The 24,256-nt window shown below is 30.7% G+C and carries 20 protein-coding genes; 18 read left to right on the top strand and 2 right to left on the bottom strand.

Going from position 1 to position 24,256, the window contains the following annotated elements:
- Positions 1–29: 29 nt before the first annotated feature.
- The 11 genes from crcB to KTF99_RS02140 all read left to right on the top strand — a co-directional run bounded on the left by crcB (position 30) and on the right by KTF99_RS02140 (position 10,317).
- On the top strand, positions 30–398 hold the full coding sequence (gene crcB / locus KTF99_RS02190; RefSeq protein ID WP_003538669.1) for a fluoride efflux transporter CrcB: 369 nt from the start codon (positions 30–32) through the stop codon (positions 396–398).
- Between the two features lie 27 nt (positions 399–425).
- On the top strand, positions 426–1,280 hold the full coding sequence (locus KTF99_RS02185) for a MurR/RpiR family transcriptional regulator (RefSeq protein ID WP_003538667.1): 855 nt from the start codon (positions 426–428) through the stop codon (positions 1,278–1,280).
- 149 nt (positions 1,281–1,429) lie between these two features.
- Positions 1,430–2,212 (top strand): MurR/RpiR family transcriptional regulator, encoded by a 783-nt coding sequence (locus KTF99_RS02180; RefSeq protein ID WP_003538664.1) that lies wholly within the window; start codon positions 1,430–1,432, stop codon positions 2,210–2,212.
- 331 nt (positions 2,213–2,543) lie between these two features.
- Positions 2,544–3,617 carry a tryptophan--tRNA ligase gene (gene trpS, locus KTF99_RS02175; protein WP_003538662.1) on the top strand — a complete coding sequence of 358 codons (1,074 nt, stop codon included), beginning with the start codon at positions 2,544–2,546 and terminating at the stop codon, positions 3,615–3,617.
- 73 nt (positions 3,618–3,690) lie between these two features.
- Positions 3,691–4,776: an ethanolamine utilization protein EutH gene (gene eutH, locus KTF99_RS02170; RefSeq protein WP_029481687.1), complete on the top strand. Its 1,086-nt coding sequence runs from the start codon at positions 3,691–3,693 to the stop codon at positions 4,774–4,776.
- The gene (locus tag KTF99_RS02165) at positions 4,760–5,386 is read left to right on the top strand and encodes an HD domain-containing protein (protein ID WP_029481686.1); all 627 of its coding nucleotides are present in this window, start codon (positions 4,760–4,762) and stop codon (positions 5,384–5,386) included. Before eutH ends, KTF99_RS02165 begins: the two co-directional genes overlap by 17 nt.
- Complete coding sequence (locus KTF99_RS02160) at positions 5,387–6,094, top strand: HD-GYP domain-containing protein (protein ID WP_226825658.1); 708 nt, start codon at positions 5,387–5,389, stop codon at positions 6,092–6,094. It abuts the gene before it with no gap.
- 100 nt (positions 6,095–6,194) lie between these two features.
- On the top strand, positions 6,195–6,830 hold the full coding sequence (locus tag KTF99_RS02155) for a YczE/YyaS/YitT family protein (RefSeq protein WP_029481685.1): 636 nt from the start codon (positions 6,195–6,197) through the stop codon (positions 6,828–6,830).
- 98 nt (positions 6,831–6,928) lie between these two features.
- Complete coding sequence (locus KTF99_RS02150; protein ID WP_029481684.1) at positions 6,929–8,470, top strand: plasmid pRiA4b ORF-3 family protein; 1,542 nt, start codon at positions 6,929–6,931, stop codon at positions 8,468–8,470.
- Between the two features lie 103 nt (positions 8,471–8,573).
- A complete protein-coding gene (locus tag KTF99_RS02145; protein ID WP_029481683.1) occupies positions 8,574–9,770 on the top strand; it encodes an FprA family A-type flavoprotein in 1,197 nt (398 codons plus the stop codon).
- 88 nt (positions 9,771–9,858) lie between these two features.
- The gene (locus KTF99_RS02140) at positions 9,859–10,317 is read left to right on the top strand and encodes a hypothetical protein (RefSeq protein ID WP_009008750.1); all 459 of its coding nucleotides are present in this window, start codon (positions 9,859–9,861) and stop codon (positions 10,315–10,317) included.
- Positions 10,318–10,383: 66 nt separating this feature from the next.
- Here the strand turns inward: KTF99_RS02140 and KTF99_RS02135 are convergent, their stop codons facing one another.
- On the bottom strand, positions 10,384–14,067 hold the full coding sequence (locus KTF99_RS02135) for an EAL domain-containing protein (protein WP_008792139.1): 3,684 nt from the start codon (positions 14,065–14,067) through the stop codon (positions 10,384–10,386).
- Between the two features lie 170 nt (positions 14,068–14,237).
- Here KTF99_RS02135 and KTF99_RS02130 point away from each other — a divergent pair, with 170 nt between their 5' ends.
- From KTF99_RS02130 to KTF99_RS02110, 5 genes are all read left to right on the top strand, one after another.
- The gene (locus KTF99_RS02130; RefSeq protein ID WP_009008752.1) at positions 14,238–15,128 is read left to right on the top strand and encodes a MurR/RpiR family transcriptional regulator; all 891 of its coding nucleotides are present in this window, start codon (positions 14,238–14,240) and stop codon (positions 15,126–15,128) included.
- A 122-nt stretch (positions 15,129–15,250) separates the two neighbouring features.
- Positions 15,251–16,684 (top strand): family 1 glycosylhydrolase, encoded by a 1,434-nt coding sequence (locus tag KTF99_RS02125; protein WP_009299564.1) that lies wholly within the window; start codon positions 15,251–15,253, stop codon positions 16,682–16,684.
- On the top strand, positions 16,671–17,201 hold the full coding sequence (locus KTF99_RS02120) for an RDD family protein (protein ID WP_008792136.1): 531 nt from the start codon (positions 16,671–16,673) through the stop codon (positions 17,199–17,201). The genes KTF99_RS02125 and KTF99_RS02120 overlap by 14 nt, the downstream gene beginning before the upstream one ends.
- A gap of 9 nt (positions 17,202–17,210) precedes the next feature.
- The gene (locus KTF99_RS02115; RefSeq protein WP_009008754.1) at positions 17,211–18,506 is read left to right on the top strand and encodes a PTS sugar transporter subunit IIC; all 1,296 of its coding nucleotides are present in this window, start codon (positions 17,211–17,213) and stop codon (positions 18,504–18,506) included.
- 14 nt (positions 18,507–18,520) lie between these two features.
- A complete protein-coding gene (locus KTF99_RS02110; protein WP_009008755.1) occupies positions 18,521–19,435 on the top strand; it encodes an AEC family transporter in 915 nt (304 codons plus the stop codon).
- Between the two features lie 4 nt (positions 19,436–19,439).
- Here the strand turns inward: KTF99_RS02110 and KTF99_RS02105 are convergent, their stop codons facing one another.
- Positions 19,440–20,426 (bottom strand): AraC family transcriptional regulator, encoded by a 987-nt coding sequence (locus tag KTF99_RS02105; RefSeq protein WP_217215423.1) that lies wholly within the window; start codon positions 20,424–20,426, stop codon positions 19,440–19,442.
- A 172-nt stretch (positions 20,427–20,598) separates the two neighbouring features.
- Between KTF99_RS02105 and KTF99_RS02100 the strand changes: the two genes are divergently transcribed.
- Together KTF99_RS02100 and KTF99_RS02095 are read left to right on the top strand one after the other, a co-directional pair.
- Positions 20,599–21,897, top strand: a complete 1,299-nt coding sequence (locus tag KTF99_RS02100; protein WP_224209069.1) for a PTS sugar transporter subunit IIC — start codon at positions 20,599–20,601, stop codon at positions 21,895–21,897.
- Between the two features lie 25 nt (positions 21,898–21,922).
- Positions 21,923–24,190 carry a family 78 glycoside hydrolase catalytic domain gene (locus KTF99_RS02095; RefSeq protein WP_009299569.1) on the top strand — a complete coding sequence of 756 codons (2,268 nt, stop codon included), beginning with the start codon at positions 21,923–21,925 and terminating at the stop codon, positions 24,188–24,190.
- The last annotated feature ends 66 nt before the right edge of the window (positions 24,191–24,256 follow it).

Below are 24,256 nucleotides of genomic sequence, written 5' to 3'. Positions count from 1 at the left end.
TAAAATAAGATTATATAGAGGAGATAATTATGTTGGAATGTTTAGCAGTTGGAATTGGTGGCTTTATTGGTGCTGTATCAAGATATTTAATGGGATTAATTATAATTAAAGATACTACTTTTCCTTTTATGACTATGATGATCAATATCATTGGGGCATTTGTAATTGGATTAGTTGTAGCGTTAGCAAGTAAGTATAATCTTGAATCACGCTGGATTTTATTTTTGAAAACTGGGGTATGTGGCGGCTTTACAACATTTTCAACTTTTTCACTAGAAAGTATGAATCTGCTTAGTGATGGTAAGTTTTTGATGGCGGGAGGATATATTTTACTGAGTGTTAGCTTATGTTTATTATTTGTTTATTTAGGAAATTTATGTGTCAAAGTGTTATTATAATGATACGAGGATAAGGGGGCTGAGAAAATGAATATATTTAGTCGATTGGATAATTTAACAGATTTAACTACCAATGAACAGACTTTAGTTGATTATATGAAAAATAATCCAGAACGCTTTATTAATATGAGTGCTGATGAAATTAGTGCTGCTTGCTTTATTTCAATACCAACGATTTATCGTCTGTGTAAAAAACTAGAGCTTAATGGTTTAGCACAGCTTAAAGTAATGGTATCAACATCAATAAGAGATTATTTGAAAGAAAAGAAAACAATTGATTATAACTATCCATTTTCACAAAATGAGACGCAGTATCAGATTACAATGAAAATGAAAGAATTATACGAGCAGACTTTGATTGCCTCGAATAATCTAATTGACTTGGATCAATTACGACTGATTGCTTCAGCTCTAAAAAATGCTCAGTTCATCGATATGTACACTTCAGCTGGTAATCTTTACTTTGTTGAAAACTTTAAGTTTCAAATGTCAGAAATCGGTCGTTTTGTTAATGTTCCGGTTGAAGAATATCAACAGCTTTTAGCAGCTGCCTCAAGTGACAAGGAACATATTGCAATTGTTGTTAGCTTTGAAGGACGGGGAATGATTGTTGACAAAATTGTTAAATTGTTGAAAAAGAACAATACTCCAATCATATTAATTTCTTCAACGACGCTAAAGTCATTAGTTAGTCTTTGTGATTATAATCTTTACTTAAGTCCATATGAAAATCATTATAATAAGATTTCTTCATTTTCAACAAGGTTATCATTACTTTATTTGTTAGATTGCATTTATACATGTTATTTTAAATTAGACTATGATAAAAATGTTAAATATAAAACAGAAACATATTTGAAAATGACAAACCATGACGAATGAATGTAACGATTATAACAGGATTGTTTTAAATTAAAAAGAAACATTGAAAAAATATTTTCAATGTTTCTTTTTTAATATCGCCTGACAACAAAGATTGTTATAGTATAAGTGTAGAAAAGTAAATATTTGCTTGAAGGGAGAATTGTGTTATGGGTGATGTATTGTTATCAAGAATTATTAAGTATTTAAATGGCACTTTATTTTATGACGGTTACTATCAATTTTGTACTTTTGTAATTGCAAATTATCATCGAATGATTGAATATACATTTGCACAAGTTTGTAAAGAAAGTGATCTTGATCCACGAACGATCCTAGGATTTTTAAATTATCTTGGTTTTGATAACTATGAGGACTTTCATCGTAAGCTGGTAGCTGATGATATTTTACGTAATGACCAAATTCGAGCAAGATTATTAAGTATGAGCTATCGTGATTTATTCAGATTGATTGAAGTAAATGATTATGATATTTTTATGGATAATATTGTTTCTATATGCCATGATATATATGATGCTGATCGAGTAATTATTGTTGGAGGACTGTTTCCAACTAGTATTGCTGTTGAATTTCAGACTGATTTAATTACATTAGGTAAAAATGTGGTTCAATATCATGCTTATGATCCAAATATTAAATTTGATGAAAATGATTTTGTAGTATTCTTTTCATCTACTGGGCGTTCATTAAGAGATTTCTTAGCGAAAAAATCTTTAGGGCACTTAAGCAAGAGTAAGACATTATTGATTACCCAAAATCAACTACTTGAGAATGAAAACTTAAGTTGTATTAAGTATTTCTTTAGTTTACCGGGTAAGTTTGATGGAATTAGTTTTAATTATCAAATTATGGCAATCTTAGATTTAATTAGAATTATTTATTATCAAGAGTATTTTGTTGAATATACAGAAGAGGCATTGGAATCAAGATAGATTGTAGAAAAAAATAAAAATAATTGAAGATTATTAATAAACTATTGACATCATTTTATATCCGTTTTATGATTTTAAGTATAGTAAATTCGATAATCTAGGAAGAGTAAACAGCTAATCTTTATTTAAGAGACTTGGTGGCTGGTGAGAGCCAAGATAAAGATACTGATGAATGGGCCTGGTTAGAAGCAAAATGAAACTTAACTGGAGTAGTGGCGCCGTGCTTTTCGCGTTAAGAAAAACAGACATGATGGTGTCTTACAAGGTGGCATAATGGTTTTTATCCTTGAGGATAAAAGCCTTTTTTATTTAATCAAAGAAGGAGATTTATATGAAAAATATTATTTTAACAGGCGATCGTCCAACAGGAAGATTACATTTAGGACATTATGTTGGTTCCCTAAGACGACGAGTGGAATTACAAAACTCAGGAGAATTTGATGAAATTTTTATTATGATTGCTGATTCTCAGGCTTTAACAGATAATGCTGATAACCCTGAAAAAGTCCGACGAAATATTTTAGAGGTTGCTTTAGATTATTTATCAGTTGGTTTAGATCCTGAAAAAACCACAATGTTTATTCAATCTCAAGTACCAGCATTATTTGAGTTTACGGCTTATTATATGAATTTAGTTACAGTTTCAAGATTACAACGTAATCCAACGATCAAGGAGGAAATAAAACAGCGTGGATTCGAAACAAGTATTCCAGTTGGTTTTTTAAATTATCCGGTTTCTCAAGCTGCCGATATCACAGCTTTTGATGCCACTTGTGTTCCTGTTGGTGAAGATCAAATGCCGTTAATTGAGCAGACTAAAGAAATTGTTCACAGTTTTAATCGGATTTATGGTGATGTTTTGGTAGATCCAAAAATTATGTTGGCTGAAAATGAAGTTTGTCAAAGATTGCCGGGAACAGATGGCAAAGCAAAAATGTCAAAGTCAATTGGAAATTGTATTTATCTTGCGGATACTAGTGAAGATGTTCGGAAAAAGGTAATGAGTATGTATACAGATCCAAATCATTTAAAAGTTGAAGATCCGGGAACCGTTGAGGGAAATACAGTGTTTACTTATTTGGATTGTTTTTGCAAAGATGAATATTTTGAAAAATATTTACCTGATTATAAAAATCTTGATGAATTAAAAGAGCATTATCGTCGTGGTGGTTTAGGTGATGTTAAAATAAAAAAATTTTTATTTAATGTTTTAGAAGAAACATTAAATCCAATTAGAGAAAGAAGAGCTGTTTTACAAGCTGATATTGCTGCTGTTATGAAAGTGTTAGAAGATGGTTGTGTTAAAGCTAATGAAAAAGCGAATGCAACACTTAAACGTGCTAAAGATGCAATGAAGATCAATTATTTTGATGATAAGGATAATATTACTGAATATTTTAAATAAAAGCCGAATAGGCTTTTTTGTTTGAGGTTTGTTTGGTAAAATATTGGAAGAATATGGAAATTGAGGTACGATAATGAATTTTTTTATATTAATAATGCTTATTTTGTGCTTGATTGGCTTGATTGACAAGATCTTGAATAATAAGTTGGGACTAGTAGCTGCTTTTGATAAAGGGATGGATTCGATGGGTGGAATTGCCATGAGTATGATTGGGTTTTATTGTATCGCAATTACATTGATTCAAAATAATGTAGATGTGATTACTAAAATAAGTGCCGATTCATCATTAGATCCATCAATTGTTGTTGGGAGTATTCTTGCACCTGATATGGGTGGGTTTTCAATTGTTTCGGGACTTGGTAATAGTACTTTTTTGATTTTTTCAGGGGTTATTTTGACTGCAACATTAGGACAAACAATTAGTTTTCAATTACCAATTTTTTTAGCATCTTTAAAAAAGGAAGATTTAAATCCATTTATTAGTGGATTAGTTTATGGGATTTTAAGTTTACCAATAATTCTAGTGGCAGTTGCCTGGTATTTACAAATTCCTAATTTATTAATTAACTTATTACCAATAATTATACTTTGTGTTATCTTGGTAATTGCTCTATATGTTTCTTATGATAAAACCATTTTTGTTTTAACATTATTTGGTTATTTGATTAGAATTATTAGTATCTTGTTGTTTGGAATGGTTGTTTTACAGCTGTTTTTTGATACATTGCCTTTTACTACAATTGCTTTAATTAGTGATGCAATGGTAATTGTTTTACGGATGTGCATTGTTGTGTGCGGATCAATGATTTTAAGCGATTTGATTATTAAACGTTTTTCACGAATGATTTTCATGATTGGTCAAAAGTTGGGTGTCAATAGTGCTAGTGTGATGGGACTACTATTAAGCCTTGGGACAAGCATTGCAATGATTCCATTGTTTTCACAAATGGATCGTAAAGGGAAGATGATGAATGCCGCTTTTAGTGTAAGTGGAGCTTATGTTTTAGGGGGACAGCTAGGATTCATTTCTAGTGTAGTCGATGGTAATGGCGTCATAATCTATATGATTAGTAAGATAATCGCAGGTTTACTGGCAATTGTTTTTGTATTGATATTTTATCGAGAGGAAAAAGTGTCAGTGGATGCGATGGAAAAATAAGTTGAATAATATTGCAGGAGTAAATAATGAAGGTTTTATTGAAATTATAAGTAATTGTTTGAATTATGTTGATTCGCGATTGATTGATCATGGTTTACGAGTAGCTAATATGACATATCGTATGCTTGAGGCTCAAAATAGTCATGAACAAAAGTACTTGCAAGATGTTTTTATGTTAGCAATGTTACATAATATTGGAGCATATAAGACAGAAAAAATTGATCAAATGTTTATTTTTGAAACAAAAAATATATGGCAACATGCTATTTATGGTTATTTGTTCATAAAGAACTTTTCACCACTAGATAAATTGGCACCTGCTATTCTTTATCATCATCTTGATTATCAAAAAATGATTTATATTGATGACGAAATTAAAAATATCTCTCAGATTATTAATTTGTGTGATCGAATTGATGTATTTTTACAAACTTCAAATGATTATAGCATGCTTAAAGATTACTTAGATAAGGAGTCAGGAACTAGATTTGTAGAAAATTTGGTTACTACTCTTTATTGGCAGGTTGATCAAGTCTATCAATTTACAACTAATCCATTTTCAAAATGGCAAAAAGTAACTAGTTTAAATATTTCGCTTTCATTAGAATAGTTGGATAGTTATTTAAATATGTTAGTTTCTCTAATTGATTTTCGTAGTTATTTTACAGTTACACATACTATTACCACATGCACGATATCTTTGGAGTTAGCAAGATTATTAAGCTTAAGTTCTGAACAGACAAAAAAGATCTATTATGGTGCAATGATGCACGATCTTGGTAAAATTGGAATTCCAATTGAAATATTAGAATATCCGGGTCAACTGACTCAAGAGCAAATGATAATAATGCGTAGTCATGTTCTTAAAACAAGAGAATTATTAGAAGAAAAAATAGATCAAGAAATTTTAGAAATTGCGTGTCGGCATCATGAAAAACTGAATGGTTCAGGTTATCCGCATAGTTTATGGGAAAACCAGTTGACTCAAGAGCAGCGGATTGTAGCAATAAGTGATATTGTAAGTGCACTATGTGGAAAGCGCAGTTATAAAACTTCTTTTAGTAAAGAAAAGACTTGTGAAATTTTAAATCAAATGGCACAAGCAGGAGAAATAGACTCAATGATCGTTGCTCAAGTAATTGATAACTACGATTTAATCGAGGGAAAAGTCTGGAAAGAGGCTGCGGCAGTTTTAGAAAAGTATAATACTATTATTAGTGATCTATTGAACAGAAAACAAGAGTTGATTAAAGCAAAATGGCTATATTTAGTTTTTCGATATTCAAAAACTGGAATTGTCAATTTAAAAATTGATTGATGAAGTATTCTTCTTTTGGAAGGATATTTTTTCTTTTGTTGAAAAAGAACTGATAATATCAAGTAATATTGTAAAATAAAGAAAAATAAGGAGGGTGTTTATGGCAAAAAGGTTAGGATTATATTTTTTAGGAATATTGATTTTAGGATTTGGAATTGTTTTAAATACAAAAACTGGTTTAGGGGTTGCGGCAATTAATTCAGTTCCATTTGGAATTAGTGAAATGACCAATTTATCATTAGGGATGGCAACAACTATTTTATATATTATTTTTGTTGGAGTGCAATTATTGATTTATCAGAAATTAGATTTTAAAGTTTTATTACAAATTCCATTTTCTTATTTTATGGGATATGTTTTAGATTTTTATAATAACTTATTAAATTTTACAGTTACTTCATTACCTGTTGCATTAGTTCTATTAGCGATTGCTATTTTAGCTACTGCTTTAGGAGCATATGTTGGTGTAACGTTAGATTTAATTCCTAATCCTGCTGATGGTATGGTCAAAGCATTAAGCCAGGTGATTGACAAAGAGTTTGGTAAGACAAAATTATTATTTGATTGTGGAATGATGCTTGTCACAATTATTACTACATACTGTTTGGCGGGGAAAATTATTGGAATTGGGATAGGAACAATATTATCTGCTGGATTTATTGGCCAAATTATTGTGATTTATAATCGTTATTTCACAAAACATTTAACATTGATTGTTGAAAATAGTCGAGCGTGATAATTATTTATAAATCCCTTTTATCTTCTCAATATAAAGGCGTTACTTCAATAATATAATTTGTTATAATAGTTTATATAGAACTGAGGAGATAAAAGATGAATGGATATCAATTGAGGATAGGTGTGGAGGGGTGTGCGGATCCTATATGGCGGCGTATTAAAATACCTGCAATAATTAGTTTTGAAGATCTGCATCAGTTAATCCAAACTTTATTTGGTTTTGAAGATTATCATCTATATGAATTTAGGATCAAGGAATTAGGGATCTGGATTCCTGGTGGTGAAACAGATATTGAAAATCAGATAAATGATGACGTTGAGATAGTTGATAATCTTGAACGGATTGCGGATTATTTAAAAAAAGAAATGGTAATTTACTACCATTATGACTTTGGTGATGATTGGCAACTTTTAATTACGGTTGAACAAGAGTTAGAGGGCGTTGAGCACTATCCTGTTGTAGTTGAATTTTGTGGTAATAATTTGATAGAGGATTGTGGGGGAATTGAACGTTATCAAGAAATTATATTAAGTCGAGATGATCTGGATATTAATTTTGATCTAGAAGATATTAATAGTTGTTTATCATTGTTAGGGGTTGATGAAATATTAAATAATAGCCCGTTAAAAAATGAGTTTATTGAAATTTTAGAGCAGTTAAAAGAATTAGTGAAGAAACGTGAGTTTACTGATAATCAAGTGATTAAACTAGTATCTAACCAAACTACATATTGGGTTATTTTAAAAACATTAGAAGGTTATGTGATTGAATTATTTGAAACTTATAATGATCTTTTAGAGGGTTTTTATAATCTTGCTAATGAAGGAATAAATAATGCATTTTGCAACTGCTGGACTATTTTATTATCTGAACAGGAACTTGATTTTGATGTGGCATTAGATGAGGATAACTATTTGGCTGCTTTTCGTAATGAAGCGGGATATATTCCATGCTTATTAGAAGTTGAGGAAGCAAGGGTAATTTTAGAATTATTAAAAGAATTTGCAAATGGGATTAAAGAAGATCAAAATCGTAGTGAGTCTGATGAAATTATTGAAATATATGTTGAAGATGGTAAATTTAAGGAGAGTGCTATTTTTGTTCATGAACCACAAATTGACTTAAATCGCTATGATTTTGGCTATTTAGGTGAACATGAGCTTGAAACTAAGCGTGAAAATACAGAACGTTTATGTGTTGATGTTGTCTGTTTACCAATGACTAATACAGATAAAACCAATGAGTTAAATGTTTATGCCGTAATTGCCGGAGAAAGCGATTATTTAATTAAAAAAGTTGATTTTCCTAGTTTACAAATTATTGGTGAAGCTTTAATTGATGGATTGCTTGAATATGCTAATCGTTATGGTAAACCACAACGAATCGTAGTAAATAATTTAAATGTTCTTTTCTTAGTCTTGAATTTTATTAGTCAATATGATATTGATTATTTTGAAGATGAGATAACGCTAGAAATTGAAGGGGCGATAATGGATGCTTTTGGCCTTGAAACTGCTGATGAGGCATTTAATGATCCTTTTATTCAAGAATTGTTGGAGCAGTTAGATGGTAAAAGTGAAGAAGAAATTGAAGAAAAAATAAATGAGATATTAGCTAATATGGAGCTGCTAAACTAATCTTTGAGGGATAATAGTTTAGGGTTTGGAAATAATATAAGCATCATATTAGTAAAATTAGAATATTAGGTTTATACTAAAAGTGATTTAGGAGGCTGTGATGATGAATTGTATTAGAGAAGTAAATGAGAATGTTTATTGGATTGGCGGGAATGATCGTCGCTTAAGTTTATTTGAAAATATTTTTCCAATTCCAAGGGGAATTTCATATAATGCTTATGTTGTGTTAGATGAAAAGACCATTTTATTAGATACGGTTGATTGGTCGATTGGACACTTATTTTTTGATAATCTTGAAACAGCATTGCAAGGAAGAACATTGGATTATATTGTTATTAATCATATGGAGCCTGATCATTGTGCATGTTTAAAAGAAGTGATAAATCGTTATCCTGAAGTCGTGATTGTAGGAAATGCTAAAACATTTACAATGATTGATCAATTTTTTGGGATTGAGATCAATAAGTTAGTAGTTAAAGAGAATGATACTTTAACTACAGGAAAACACACTTTTACTTTTGTGATGGCACCACTCGTACATTGGCCAGAAGTAATGGTGACATACGATAGTTATGATAAAACATTATATAGTGCTGATGCTTTTGGAACATTTGGAGCATTAGACGGAGCTTTATTTAATGATGAAGTTGATTTTGAACATGAATGGCTTGATGATGCTAGGAGATATTATGCTAATATCGTTGGAAAATATGGACCACAAGTTCAAATGTTATTAAAAAAAGCTAGTAGTTTAGAAATTGCCACAATTTGTCCGCTTCATGGACCTGTATGGCGTAATAATATTGATTACATAGTTAGCAAATATGATTGTTGGTCTAAATATGAACCAGAAGAAAAAGGTGTTGTTTTAGCTTATGGTTCGATCTATGGTAATACTGAAAATGTAATGGAAATAATTGCTTCAAAATTGAAGCAAGCCGGGGTAAAAAATGTTAGAATGTATGACGTATCTAAAGTGCATGTTTCTAATTTAATTAGTGAAGTGTTCCATTATAGTCATTTGATTTTAGCAGCGCCAACATATAATAGTGGAATTTTTCCACCAATGGAAAACTTCCTTAGTGATATGATTGCTTTATCATTAAAGAAAAGAAGTGTAGCGTTATTAGAAAATGGAACATGGGGAGCATTATGCGCAAAACACATGCGTACTAAATTAGAGACGATGAAGGATATGGAAATCATCAACGAACCAATCACAATTAAATCAACTTTGAAAACTGAGCAAGTGGATGATATTGATAATTTAGTTACTACAATAGTTGCTTCAATTGGATAATAGAAAGCCGGTGATCATTATGATCAGGCTTTTTTATTTTCTAATAAGTTATATAATAAATATATAACTTATTAGAAGGAGAACAATTATGGATATAGATGGTCTAAGAAATATGATGTTTGTTTTTAAAACAAAATCAAAGAGGAATATAATTCAGTTATTTAATTTTCGAAGCTCAAAAGCAAATAATATTGATGAAACTCAAATTAAAGAAGTAAATGATTATTTATATATTCCGATAGATTTAAAGAATTGGCTTGATATTGATACAAACAAATGTTTGGAGAGAGTTTTAACAACGTTGTTGCATTTAACAGATCCTAAAAGTGGTAGACCTGGCGCATCAATAGCGACGATTGTGGCAGGATATGATGAAAATCATCAGTCAAATTTTATTTTTACAACTGATTATATTGATGGAAAGCATACTGTTATAGGTTATTACGAAAATGGTGATGAGGTTATTTATCGTGACAGTATTGTTTTAAGAGGAAAGAATTGTTTAGATAAGTATAATGATTTAAGTAGCAAATGGCAAATTAAATAAAAAGTAGACGTTGAAATAAATCTATATGGTTTATTTTAATGTCTACTTTATTTTATTAATAATTAGCTAATGATACTCTTTTTCTTTAAATGCGGTAATATCGCTAGAGATATAAAGGTATTGGATTTCTTCTGCATCAGCTTTAACAAACTCAAAACTAGTTTTAAACCAAACTGTTTTTGAATTAATATTAATTGATAGAATTTCGTAATAGTCTGTTTGTTGTTTGAAGGCTTTAATAATATTTTGTTCAAATATCTTAAAGGCATCACGATTAAAGTTATATTCAAATTCTTTATTATCAAGATATCGCTGATATTGTTCTTTATTATAACCATATTTAGAAATTAGACCATTAGTAATGATTGTATGTTTTACATTATTTTTTCTACAAGTTATTAAAACAATATCAACAGGAGAGTATTTCTCTAATAGCTGCATTTGATTACGTAATTCAATATTTTTAGTAACGTTAGTAACAACCCCTTGAAAAAATCTTGTGCCATTATATTCTAATACAGATGTCTGGTCAATTACCCAAATATATCCATCTTTAGCAAGCATCCGATATTCTAAGTCGAACGATTCATCTTGCTGAGATAAATTTTCAGTTGTACGAACTGCTTTAGCACGATCATCAGGATGAATCATATTTATAAATTTATCATTAAAAAGTTCTTTTATCTCTTGCCGGGTATAGTTGAAAAATTCTAAGAAGCGATTACTAATATGAATAAAATCATAATCAGGTGTATCGGCACAACGATGATAACCGCCAGGTAATTTATTATTCAAATAATAAAGCTCCTGATTTACTTTTTGTAGTGTTTCATTGTGTTTAGCTAGTTTTTGTTGAGCAGCAATGGTTTCTGAAATATCAATACAGGCACTGACAATCGCTAATCGTCCATCTTCTGTTTCAATAACTTTCCCTTTATCAAGCGTCCAGAACCAAGTACCATCTTTTTTAGGCATTCGATAAGTTGTAGTGTATTCTAATCCAGAATAGTAATTGGAACCAATATCTTTAGCTACTTGTTCACGATCATCAGGATGAATTGTATTAATAACCTGCTCCTTGATAGCTATTGCGAATTCTTCATAAGTTTCATAACCGAGTAATTTGACTAAGGCATCATTAGCGAAGAAAAGTGGAAAGCCATCTTCACAATAACCGCCAATCATGCCTCCGGGTGACATTTGAGAAAAAATGGAGGAAGCTAAGGCTTTATTTTCTTCAGCTAAATTCATAAAAGAATCATCGTTTTCTGAAATATGAACGGCAGCAGCTAGAGCTTTTTGAGAAGATTCTAACTGTTTTTCTTTTTTCTTTTGTTCAGTAATATCAGAAACCTGCGCATAATACAAATTCGAGTGATCTAGTTTTTTTAACAAAAATAAATAAATATTTAACCACTTATAAGTGCCCTTAGCAGTTAAGTAACGGATTTGTCCCTTCGTACCATTGATTAGGTGGACTGTAGCTTGTTCAAATAGGTCGAGAAAAATAGTTTGATCAGGCTCATAAATATTTTCTAATATTTTTAGTCGCTTTTCTTCAACATCAACGCCACTTTCATCAACAATTTTACAATAATTTTGATTAACGTTTAAAAGTTCTATATTATGACCATCAAATTCAAAAAATGCAATACCACCTAAAATATTATTTAACATGGCATCGCTCAATACATGATGATCAACTAAGGTCTTAATACTAATATAATTGATTTGCTTTGCCTGGATACCACGATAGTCAACCTTATCGTCATTTTTAATAATTGCTTCAAATTGTTTGCTAGTCATTGGTTTGTAAAAGTAATAGCCTTGAGCATATAGGCAGCCCAAATCTAAAAGAAGTTCAACTTGCTGGCTAGACTCGATTCCTTCAGCAATGACTCTAAGCCCCATTAATTTAGCCATATTGATGATTGCTTCTAAAATACCAATTCCTTTATCACTACTTTGCTCATTCATGTTTAAAAAATTCATATCAATTTTTAAAACATCGACATTAATATCTTTGAGCATATTGAGGGATGAATAACCACTGCCAAAATCGTCCATTGAAACTAAAAAACCTTCTTGTCGTAATTCTTTTATTATTGTTTTGACTTTATCATATTCTTCAACATAGGCGCTTTCAGTAATCTCAATTTCAATTAGATTATGATTAATTTGATATTTGTTTACTAAATCTTTGAAACATTTAACTACATCGAGAGTAAACATATCAATTCGTGAAACATTAACGGAAATAGGAATTGCCTTATGTCCATTATCGATCCATTTTCGAAGATGTTTATACACACAATCCCAAATATAATAATCCATTTTGCCAATTAGGCCATTTTTTTCAAGAATTGGAATAAACTCATTAGGAGGAATAATTCCTTTTTTAGGATGTTGCCAGCGAACCAGAGCTTCAGCCCCAACAATTTTTCCAGTTTGAATATTACATTTTGGCTGAGCATAAAAAGTAAATTCGTTGTTTTCAATAGCATTTTGAAAATCAAGGAGCAGTTTATGTTCTTCCTCCATTTGTAATTGCATTTTATCTTGATAGTAGGCAATTCGTTTAGCATAATTTCCTTTTATTGATGTAAGGGCGATGACTGCTCGGTCATAAATAGTTTGGGAAGGCATATTTCTATCATCAACGAGGCAAACTCCCAAGGCTGGATAAAACCCAATTTTATCTTGAAATTCTTCAATGTAGTGCATTAATTTGTCAAGAATCATTTTTGTATGATTATTATGATAAGGAATTAAAAGTGCAAAATCATCACCTAATAAATACCCGGCAATACCCCTTAATTGTTGACTGATTGTTTTAAGTTCTTTAGCAATTGCACGTAAGAATAGATCACCTGCTGCAATTCCATACCATTCATTAAATAGTTTGAAATGTTCAATATCGATAGCGACCATACAATATTGATGGGAAGTATCAGTTTTCAATAAATTATCAGCAATTTGAAAAAATGAATTTGTCTGATAAAGTCCAGTTAGTTCATTGAACTGTTTTTTATCAGGAAGCTGCTGAAAAGTTGGGGGTTCATTTATTTCTTGGATAAAACACATGATGATTTCATCATTCATTTGGGAATTTTCAATAGCTACAACGGTTTGTAAGACCCAACAGTATTTACCATCTGTTTTCTTTTTTCTGAAATAGCCTTTTAGAATTTGATGCTGATTAGAGCTAAACGTTTCATGAAGTTTTGGAAGATCCCAAAAGTTTAAAAAATTATCATGATCATCGGGGTGAATCATTTCTTCATCGATTATTTGATTGATCATTGTATTAATTTTTCCTTCAGTCGGAGGAATAATATATTTATTAGGAACATGATAAAGAATTTTATATAAGTTACGAGTGATATTTAGTTCAAATAATTCATCGTAAGCGTTAAGGTTAGTAAAATTGTAAAACAAGTTTTTATCTTCTTCTTGAATATCTCTTATCATGATCAGATTAACATCTTTATAATTTAACCAATCAATAATAGCACTATTGATTTCCTGCCATTGATTTATTTTGCGATTATAAAAAATAGGTCTTGTACTATTACTATTTAGCTGTAATGGACAATCATGACAAGGCTTTTTTTCGTCTCTAACTGCATGATAGCATAATTCACCAACTTTAACACATGGGAATTTTTGTAGAGCATTATCATTACAATACAAAATTTTATAATTTTTATCAATTATGTAAATATAGGTATCACCATCACCTTTTAACATGAAATCACCCCTTTTACCCTTAGTCTTATAATATTATTATAGGTGATTTGTTTTATCATAGCAATAAACGCAATAATTTAAATTTTAGACATCAGATTTTATGATTATTATAAATTTAACTAAAATATATGGTTTAAATATGATAGGATTAGAAAAAGGTGATGATTGAAATGTTAATAATTGAAAAATTAAACTTAAAAGAAAAGATGTCTGATGGTGAAGAAAGTATTGCAGCTTTTATCTTGACCTTAGGTAAGGAACTTCATAAATATTCAACTCGAAATATTGCCGAAGCAACTTTAACCTCACCAGCTACTGTAATTCGTTTGTGTAAGAAACTTGATTTTAAAGGTTTTGATGATTTTAAGGAACAATTTTTAAAAGAAATAAATTATCTTGATCAACAATATGGAAAGGTTGATGCTAATTTTCCTTTTAATCGTAATGATACGATGATGAAGACTGCTCATAAGATATCACATTTATATGAAGATACAGTAACAGATACTATGACATTGTTGCATCATGATGATCTTCAAAAAGCTTTACGGTTATTAAAAAATAGTAATTCTATTCATATTTTTTCTACAGGAACAGCTTTAAATTTAGCTGAGTCTTTTAAAGAAAAGATGTTGAAAATTGGTAAGAATGTAGTAATTTCAAATAATTTAAATTATCAATTGTATGAGGTTAGCTGTATTCCAAAAGGAGATATCGCCATTATTATTTCCTACTCGGGTGAAACGATCAATACAATTAAAATTGCTCAAACTTGTAAAAATAATAAGATTCCGATTATTGCAATCACTTCATTTGGTGAAAATACTCTTGCTAAGTTAGCATCATGTAAATTGACCATTTCAACAAAAGAAAGCTTATATCATAATCTTGGGGATTTTAGTACCCATCTTGCGACACATTTGATGTTGGATATTTTGTATTCAGTTTTCTTTCTTGAAGACTATGATCAAAATTATGATAATAAAATTAAGATTACAAAAGATTTAGAAGCGTTGCGTAGTTCGACTAATCCCATCATTAATGATGGGATTGAAAAATGAAACACTGTTTCATGAATTTTAATATTGAGATGATCTAAATTTAAACAGTGTTAAAATCTCTTTAATTTCTATATAGTAATGACCTCCTTATTGGTATATTAAGCTAGTAAGGAGGTTTTTTAATGAAAATAAAGGATAATTTTTTATGGGGTGGTGCTACTGCCGCAAATCAATATGAGGGAGCTTACCGTGAGGATGGTAAGGGACTAAGTATAGCTGATGTCGAAATGGGATCGAGTCACGGAGTTCCCCGTGAAATTCATGATAGGGTTCAATCAGGCTGTTATTATCCTAGTCATGAAGGAATTGATTTTTATCATCATTATCAAGAGGATATTGCCTTGTTTGCTAAAATGGGATTTAAGTGTTTTCGAATGTCGATCAATTGGCCCCGGATTTTTCCTAATGGGGATGAGTACGAACCTAATCAGGCTGGTTTAGAATTTTATGATCGTGTTTTTGCTGAACTAGCTAAATATCAAATTGAGCCAATCGTTACATTATCACATTATGAAACACCTCTCTATCTTGTTCAAAAATATGGATCATGGCGTAATCGAAAGTTAATTGATTTTTTTGAACGCTTTTGTGAAGTTATATTTACCAGATATCGAGAGCAAGTAAGATACTGGATGACATTCAATGAAATTAATGAGGTAATGAATCAAGAGATGCCTTATCATCAAGCAGGAATCATTTATCAGCCGGGAGAAAATCATGGTGATGTAAAGTTACAGGTTTCTCATCATTTGATGATTGCAAGTGCGAAAGCAGTAATTTTAGGACATCGAATTAATCCGGAATTTAAAATTGGATGTATGTTGCAGTATCCAATGACTTATGGAGCAACGTGTAGACCGCAAGACGAATTAGCAAAACGTCTTTCGATGCTGCCTAATTTTTATTATAGTGACGTAATGGTTAGGGGGCATTATACTAATACTTGCCGAGCTCAAGCAAAGAGATTAAATGGTAATTTTATAACGATAAAAGGGGATGAAGAAATTTTACAGGCTGGTAAAGTGGATTATATTGCAATTAGTTATTATTTTTCATCAATTGCTTCGTATTCAAAAGATTCAGAAATCAAAGTCACAAGGGATAATCCCTATTTATCAGTAAATGATTGGAACTGGCCAATTGATCCACTTGGCTTAAGATTATCGTTAAATGAATTATATGATCGCTATCAAGTACCACTTTTTGTTGTTGAAAATGGTTTAGGCGCAATCGATGAAATAGAAGAAGATGGAACAATCAATGATGATTATCGAATTGCTTATTTAGCTAGCCATATTGATGCATTGCGTGATGCTATCGAAATAGATGAAGTTGATGTCATTGGCTATACTTGTTGGGGTCCAATCGATATTATTTCAGTAGGTACTGGAGAGATGAAAAAACGCTACGGTTTTATATATGTGGATAAAGATGATCAGGGTATGGGAACATTAAAACGTAGTAAGAAGAAAAGTTTTGACTGGTATAAGCAAGTTATTGCTTCAAATGGTTATGACACTTCTTATAAGGGGATGAAAAATAATGAAACAAAATAGTTTACTATTAAAAAGGGGAATTGCTTTTCTAGTCGATTTGTATATTGGAGCATTATTGGGGTCACTGCCAATTTCAATAATATCATTAATAACGATAAAGCAGATGACACAAAATATCTTTTTATTAAATCATCAAATTGCCATCATAGCAGCATTGCTCAGTCTTTTATTACTCGGATTTTATTATTTATATATACCTTGCTGGATTTATTCGGGTCAGACTCTCGGAAAAAGACTAATGGATCTTAAGATTAATAATAAGGGAAAAAAATTTTTAGTTAAACGTCAATTATTTGTGCTCCTTATTTTAACTTCAGGAGGAAGGTTAGTTGCACAACTATTAAGTTTGCTTAGTGGTTATAGTTTAATTGAAATTAGTAATGATATCACAATGTATCTTTCGCTTATTTCAATAGGAATGCTGCTACTAAAAAAAGAAACTTTACAAGATCGTTTGTTTAAGACTACAGTCAAAGATATTTCAAATAAAAATATATTAATTAAAAACCATATTTAGGAGGATATTATGGATCGTTTTATGGATAAGATTGGTGATGCGATTGCACCAATTGCACAAAAAATGACAGCAAATCGATATTTAAGTGCAATTAAGGAAGGTTTTTTTGGATCAACTCCAATTTTAATTGCAGGGTCTATTTTCTTATTATTCACTAGTTTACCTTTCAATGGATATACTGAGTTTATGGAAAGCACCTTTGGTGCTGGGTGGATGGATTTTTTCTATTTGCCGTATCAAGTAAGTTTTAAATTAATGGCTATTTTCGTAGTTATTGGTATGGCTAAATCATTAGCTAATTATTATAAAGTAGATAGTAAATTAGCTATTGCATTATCTTTTGTTGGAATTTTATTATTGACACCAGTGATTGTTACTGTTGAAAATGTAAAGGGATTGCCGTTAGACAATTTTAGTGCGCAAGGTTTATTTGTTTGTATGATAGCAGCAGCTCTTGCAGTAGAGATTTATCGTTGGTGCGTACAAAAAGGATTTACTATTAAAATGCCAGATTCTGTGCCTCAAAATGTATCAAGTGCTTTTGCAGCAGTTATTCCTGCCTTTTTAATAATTTTATTATTTAATATTTTAAGAATGGGATTTGCAATGACTGATTTTGGTTCTGCCCAAACATTTGTTTTTACAATTTTGCAACAGCCATTGCAATCTTTGGGAGGAACTTTACCAGCCACGATCTTAGTCCTTTTAGTTGAAGCGGTGATCTGGTGTTTTGGATTACATGGTTCAAGTATTGTTTCATCTGTCATGAATCCAATTTGGTTTGCTCAATCAGCAGAAAATCTTGCTGCTTTCGAAGCTGGTCTAGCAATGCCGCATATTGTTAATTATCAATTTATTTCTTTTTTCGTTAAATTAGGTGGAGTAGGGGCAACTTTGAGTTTAACGTTATTATGCTTATTTAAAGCGAAATCTGATCAATATAGAGCTTTGGGAAAATTAGGAATAGGTGCATCTTTATTTAATATCAATGAACCAATTATTTTTGGGTTTCCAATCGTCTTAAATCCGATGATGATGATTCCCTTTATTTTAGCGAATGTATCAGTGGGGATAGTAACTTATTTAGCAATTTATTTAGGATTAGTGCCAATGATCAATGGAATCAATCTGCCATATACTATTCCAGCTGTAATTTCAGGGTTTATGATCAGTGGCTGGCAAGGGGCTTTATTACAAGTTGTTTTATTGCTTCTGACAGGGTTGATCTATTATCCATTTTTTAAAGCTCAGGATAAGCAGGCATTTATAGAAGAACAAGCTAAAAAAGAAGCATTACTTGACTAATGAGGTAATAAATAATGGATATTACTGTAGTTATCATTCAACTGATACAGTTATTTATTTTAATTGGGATTGGCTATCTTCTTGGCAAGACGTCACTATTTAGAGGGATGTTTGTACAACAATTAACTAATCTGGTCTTAAATCTCACAATGCCATGTATGATTTTATCATCAGTGATGAATTCAATAGATGCTCCAGCTTTACCTTTAAAAGATATTATTATTGCTATGTTCATTTTAGTTATTATTTTACCAGTAGCAGCATTTTTAATGATTAGACGAATTAAAACTAATCAAGGTTTATATTTGTTTATGATCATGTACCCTAATGTAGGCTTTATTGGTTTCCCATTAATGCAATCAATTTTTGGAAGTGAAGCAATTTTAGCTACAGCGATAATTAATATGGGTTTTAATTTATCATTATTTACATTAGGAATCGTTGCAATTAATTATGGTGAAAATAAGTTGACTTCATTTGACTTAAAAAAGATATTTTCACCAGGGGTAATATCGTCTATATTAGCTGTATTAATTTATACATTTAAGCTTACTTTCCCTTATGTTATAGTTGAACCCATTAATTCTATTGGTATGATGACTACTCCCTTAGCAATGTTAGTTATTGGGGCAACATTATCAGTATATCATTTAAAAGATATATTTAGTGATTATACAGTGTACTTATTTACATTATTAATTGATTTAATTATCCCGATATTGTTTTATCCAGTTATTTTATTGTTTATCAAAGATTCGATGATACGTGGAATTACATTGATTATTTTAGCAATGCCAGTAGCTAACGGAGCAGTATTATTTGCTCGAAGCAATGGTCAAGATGAATTTTTAGCTGCTAAGACAGTTTTTATATCAACGATGTTAGCAATATTCACAATACCTAGTCTAGTTTATATGTTTTTATTATAAGAGATTAGTCGTAACGATCCCGATATTGTTGAGGAGTACACTGGTAATATGCTTGAAATCTACGACAAAAAGAAGTCAAGTTATTGATCCCGATTTGGTGGGCTATTTCATAAATGGGCAGTTCATGATTTTGAAGTAAAATAGCGGCTTTTTTCATCCGTTCTTCATTAACGAGCTGTTTAAAAGTTTTTCCTGAAAATTGTTTGATTAATTTACTTGTATATGAGGGATCGTAACCAAAATCATGGCACATTTTATTAAGGCTCCCCTCATTATAATGGCTGTGGATATAATTTAAAATATCATCCATCAGTTGTTCATTTTTAAACATACTGACAGTTAGATTCGTATTATATTGAAATTTACGAACTAAATGAGTAATCAAAACCATAATAAAGTTATCAATCAGATCATCAGAACAAACAGCAGGTTCAAAGTGTTCACAAAGAATATTTTGGATACAGTTTGTAATTAGATGATCTTTTTTGGTATAGAAAAGTAAATAGTGATTATGATTAGTTTGGCTGTTCATTAATTCAATCATAAATTTAGAAATCAATTGGTCATTAGGAAGATGATTTATAAATTTTTTAGAAAAATAATTTTCATTTAAAACAATATTGACTCCAAGATCGTTTGCACTGGTTGGAGCAACACTATGGGGGACATGCTTATCAAAAATAATAACATCTCCAGCATTTAAGGTAACAGTATCATTTTCTACTGTTATAATCATTGTCCCTGAGTAAACATAGGTAATAACGATATAATGAAAAATATGCATTGGTACTCGTCCACTATTTCGTTGATGTAGAGAAATAATATGATTTTTGTTTTCAAATTCACGTTCATGATGAAAAATAAACAAAAAATCATTATTATAGGGAACCATTTTAAACTTTTCTTGAAAATGTTCGATTAATTTTTTGTCACTTGTATTAGTATAGGTAAGGGGTCCTTGTAATACTTTTTCTAATTCTTGATAGTTCATAATTTCAACTCCTTTTAATTAAGTATACTGTGTTTAGTCGAATTTTGATAGTCTATAAAGCGAAATATGACATTGTCGAAGCGCTTTCAACTACTTATAATGATAGTGTAATTAGTGATATGGCCAATCAATTACGAAAGTGGATATAAATATGAAAGGGGAACTCACTTTTATGGATAAATTACAAGAAATACTTGGTAAAGTATCAATTAAGTTAAGTGGTAACTTATATATTAATGCAATCAAAGATGGAATGTTGGCATATATGCCGTTTGCATTTATTGCCTCAATCTTTTTAATTATTGCTTTTTTTCCAATTCCAGCATTTACAGATTTTGTTTCTTCAATAACGGGATTAGAGGCTGCAGTATGGCAAGGTAAGTTAGCATTAGTTAATGATGCAAGTTTAGGAATTGGCGGTTTATTAGTTTTATTGTCGATTTCTCGTTCATTAGCAGATAAATTAGGAATTAATGGAATTCAAGTAACAATGACTTCTGTGGTGGCATTTATGTTACTTGTACCATTTGGTGCTAATGATACTGGTAATTTTATTAGTGTTACTTATTTAGGGGCACAAACAATTTTTTTATCTATTGTTATTTCAATCATTTCAGCTAAAGTTTATAAATTTATTAATGATAAAGGAATTAAAATTAAAATGCCTGCAGCGGTGCCACCGGCAGTAGCAGCACCATTTGAATCAATTATACCATCATTTGTAGTAATCTTTATTTTTTGGTTATTACGTTTGACTATTGATGCATTTGATGGTGGTAGTGCCTTAGCTGTTTTTAATTTTATTTTAGGTGTACCATTACAAAAAGTTGGTGGTTCGTTGATTGGAGTCGTTATTGTTAAAATGTTTTCACAATTGTTATGGTTTTTTGGAATTCATGGTGATTCGATTGTTAATGGTGTAATGACACCAATTTTCCAAGTACTACAAGATGCAAATAAAACTGTTTCAATGGCTGGAGGGACACCTGTTAATATTATTAACCAAAGTTTTTGGGATAGTTTTGCTGGAATTGGAATAGTAGGGGCTATTATTGCTATTGTGATAATTGCAAAAAGTAAACGTTATAAAGAAATGAAAAAAATTGCTGGTGTACCATATATATTTAATGTGGGAGAACCGACGTTATTTGGGATTCCTTTAATGATGAATGTAATTTATTTTATTCCATTTATTATTAGTAATGTAGTGTCTATTTTAATTTCATATGTTGCTTTTGCGACTGGCTTAGTGCCAGTTTGTACAGGATTGGCTCAAGTTCCATGGACAACACCATTAGTTATTAGTGGATATTTAGCAACGGGAAGTATTGCAGGATCAATTTTACAAATTGTTTGTCTGATTGTAGTGGTACTGATCTGGCTGCCGTTTGTGCGAATCGCTGATAATCAATTGATTAAAGAGGAAGCTGCTTTAGAAAATAAAGGAGGATCTGTACAAGAAACTATTTAGTTTTCTCGTACAGATAGAACTTTATATGGAAAAGTCAAATTATCAATTTCACGGCTATTGGATCAAAGGAACAGAGATTGATTATGGGCAAGAAGATAACGAATATTATTTAAAGCAGCCAAATCCGCTGATGAAAAAAGAGTTTGTTGTAAATGAAATCAACAGCAGTTATATCTATATAGGTATTTTAGGATATGCAATCGTGTATTTAAATGGACGTCGAATTAGTCAGGATGAGCTTAATTGTGATTGGACAAATTTTAAAAAGTGTGTCTATTATGATGTTTATGATGTAAGTCAATTTTTAAAGATTGGTACTAATATTCTTGAAGTAGAACTTGGTAACGGGATGTATAATCCAGCACCATTAAAATTATTTGGTAAGTACAATTTACGAAATAATTTAGCTGAAGTGGGGCAGCCACGATTTATCTTGGATTTAGTTAACGATGATAAAGTGATTTTAACTAGTGATTCAAGCTGGATTTTAGGAAATGGTAAACGCCTTTTTAATAATCTTTATCTTGGCGAAACGGTCGATAATAATTTAGAAGCAAATTATTATGCCCAAGTTCAAATAGATGATTGTAAACGTAATTTAGTTTTAAGCGAAATTCCTAAAATCAAGCGATGTGGTGATATATTACCACAATCATTCATTAATCAAAGTGATGGGATAATCGTTGATTTTGGTAAAATGATTTCAGGTTTTATTAATTTTGCTTGTACAGCCCATAAAAACCAAGAAATAGTATTGCAGTATAGTGAAGCCATGGTAGACAATCATTTAGTCTATTCTACTTGTTTAGCTGGGAGTGTAGGGGAGCGAATTGGTGAACATGTAATTGCCGGAGGGACCGGGGCTCCGGCAATAGCGATTCAAACAGATCGTCTTATTTGTAAGGAGGGGTATAATCAGTTTACAAATAAGTTTACGTATCATTCTTTTCGCTTTGTTCGGATTACTGGAATTGAATTGACCCAGTTGCAACAGATCTATGCAACGTATGTGCATACGGATTTAAAAAAAATTGCCAAAATTACAGTTGATAATCAAGAGTTACAACAATTATATGATGCTGCCACAAGAACTAAATTAAATAATGTTCATGGAACATTTGAGGATTGTGCTCGTGAGCGTTTAGGCTATGGGGGGGATATGGTAGCCCTTGCTACTTCAAATCTATATACTTTTGAGTTAGATAAATTATATAAAAAGATTATTAAAGATTTTCGATTTGAACAAACTGCCATGGGTGGAATTCCTGAAACTGCTCCATATATGGGAATTCAATCTAATGGTACAGCAAAAGGAGAGGGACCGATTTTATGGCAATTAGTTTATCCATATCTTGTCTATAAACATTATCAGTATTATGGTGATTTGAGTTTACTCAAGCAAGAATACCCATACTTAAAAAAACAATTGGATTATTTGCTAGATTATAATTTGAATAAACTAGTTGAGTGTTGTTTAGGGGATCATGGGAGTATTTTAATTGCTGGTCAATTTCGCAAACCAACACCGGATAAACTTCTATTAGGTTACTGCACGGTACTATTATTTTTACGCTATAATATTTTAATTTATCAAGCGATTAAAAAAGATACTGTTTTTTATCAACAGCGATATCAAGAACTCAAGATACTTACGATAAATAAGTTTAAAAATTCTGATGGTAGTTTTGGTGAAGGAAGTCAAAGTGGTTATGCTTTTGCAATTGAATTAGGGCTGGATGATCCTAAAAAATTATGTGCTTTATTTGTAGAGAAAGTAAAAAAGGATGATTATGTCTTTAATAGTGGTATTTTTGCGATGGCTCTAAGTTATGAAATTTTATCTAAATACGGATATGATGAGGTAATCGAAAACTGGTTATTGCGTAAAGAGGCACCAAGTTATCAACAAATGCTTAAAAGTGGTAATCAGGTTTTAGCAGAATTATTTGTTGGTGAACATTTATCATTGAATCATGCAATGTTTGCAAGCTATCAACAATGGTATTATCAAGGATTGGCAGGTATAAAGATTACTGATCAGGCAGTTGGATTTGATCATATAGTATTTAATCCCTATTTTTCCAAAAAAGTAAATGATTTTACTTGTCAACTTGATACTAAACAAGGACAGATTACTTCTTCTTGGCATCGATGTGGTCATGAAATTAATTGGGAATTAGTAGTTCCGGTAAAAAAAGTAAACTATCAAATTAAAATTAATAATAGATATCAAGAGATAAAAAGGATTAGTAAAAATAACCAGATTATCATTAAGTTAATTGACAGCGTATAAATTAAAAGTAATCAGAGATGTTTTTTAAAGAACAAATCTTTAGATGAAATCAAAAGTTTGTTAATA

The sequence above is a fragment of the Erysipelatoclostridium sp. MSK.7.34 genome (genome assembly GCF_019041935.1).
GTDB classification, from domain to species: Bacteria; Bacillota_I; Bacilli_A; order Erysipelotrichales; family Coprobacillaceae; genus Thomasclavelia; species Thomasclavelia ramosa.
The sequence above is the reverse complement of the archived record's forward strand: the minus strand, read 5'-3'. Positions and strand labels throughout refer to the sequence as shown.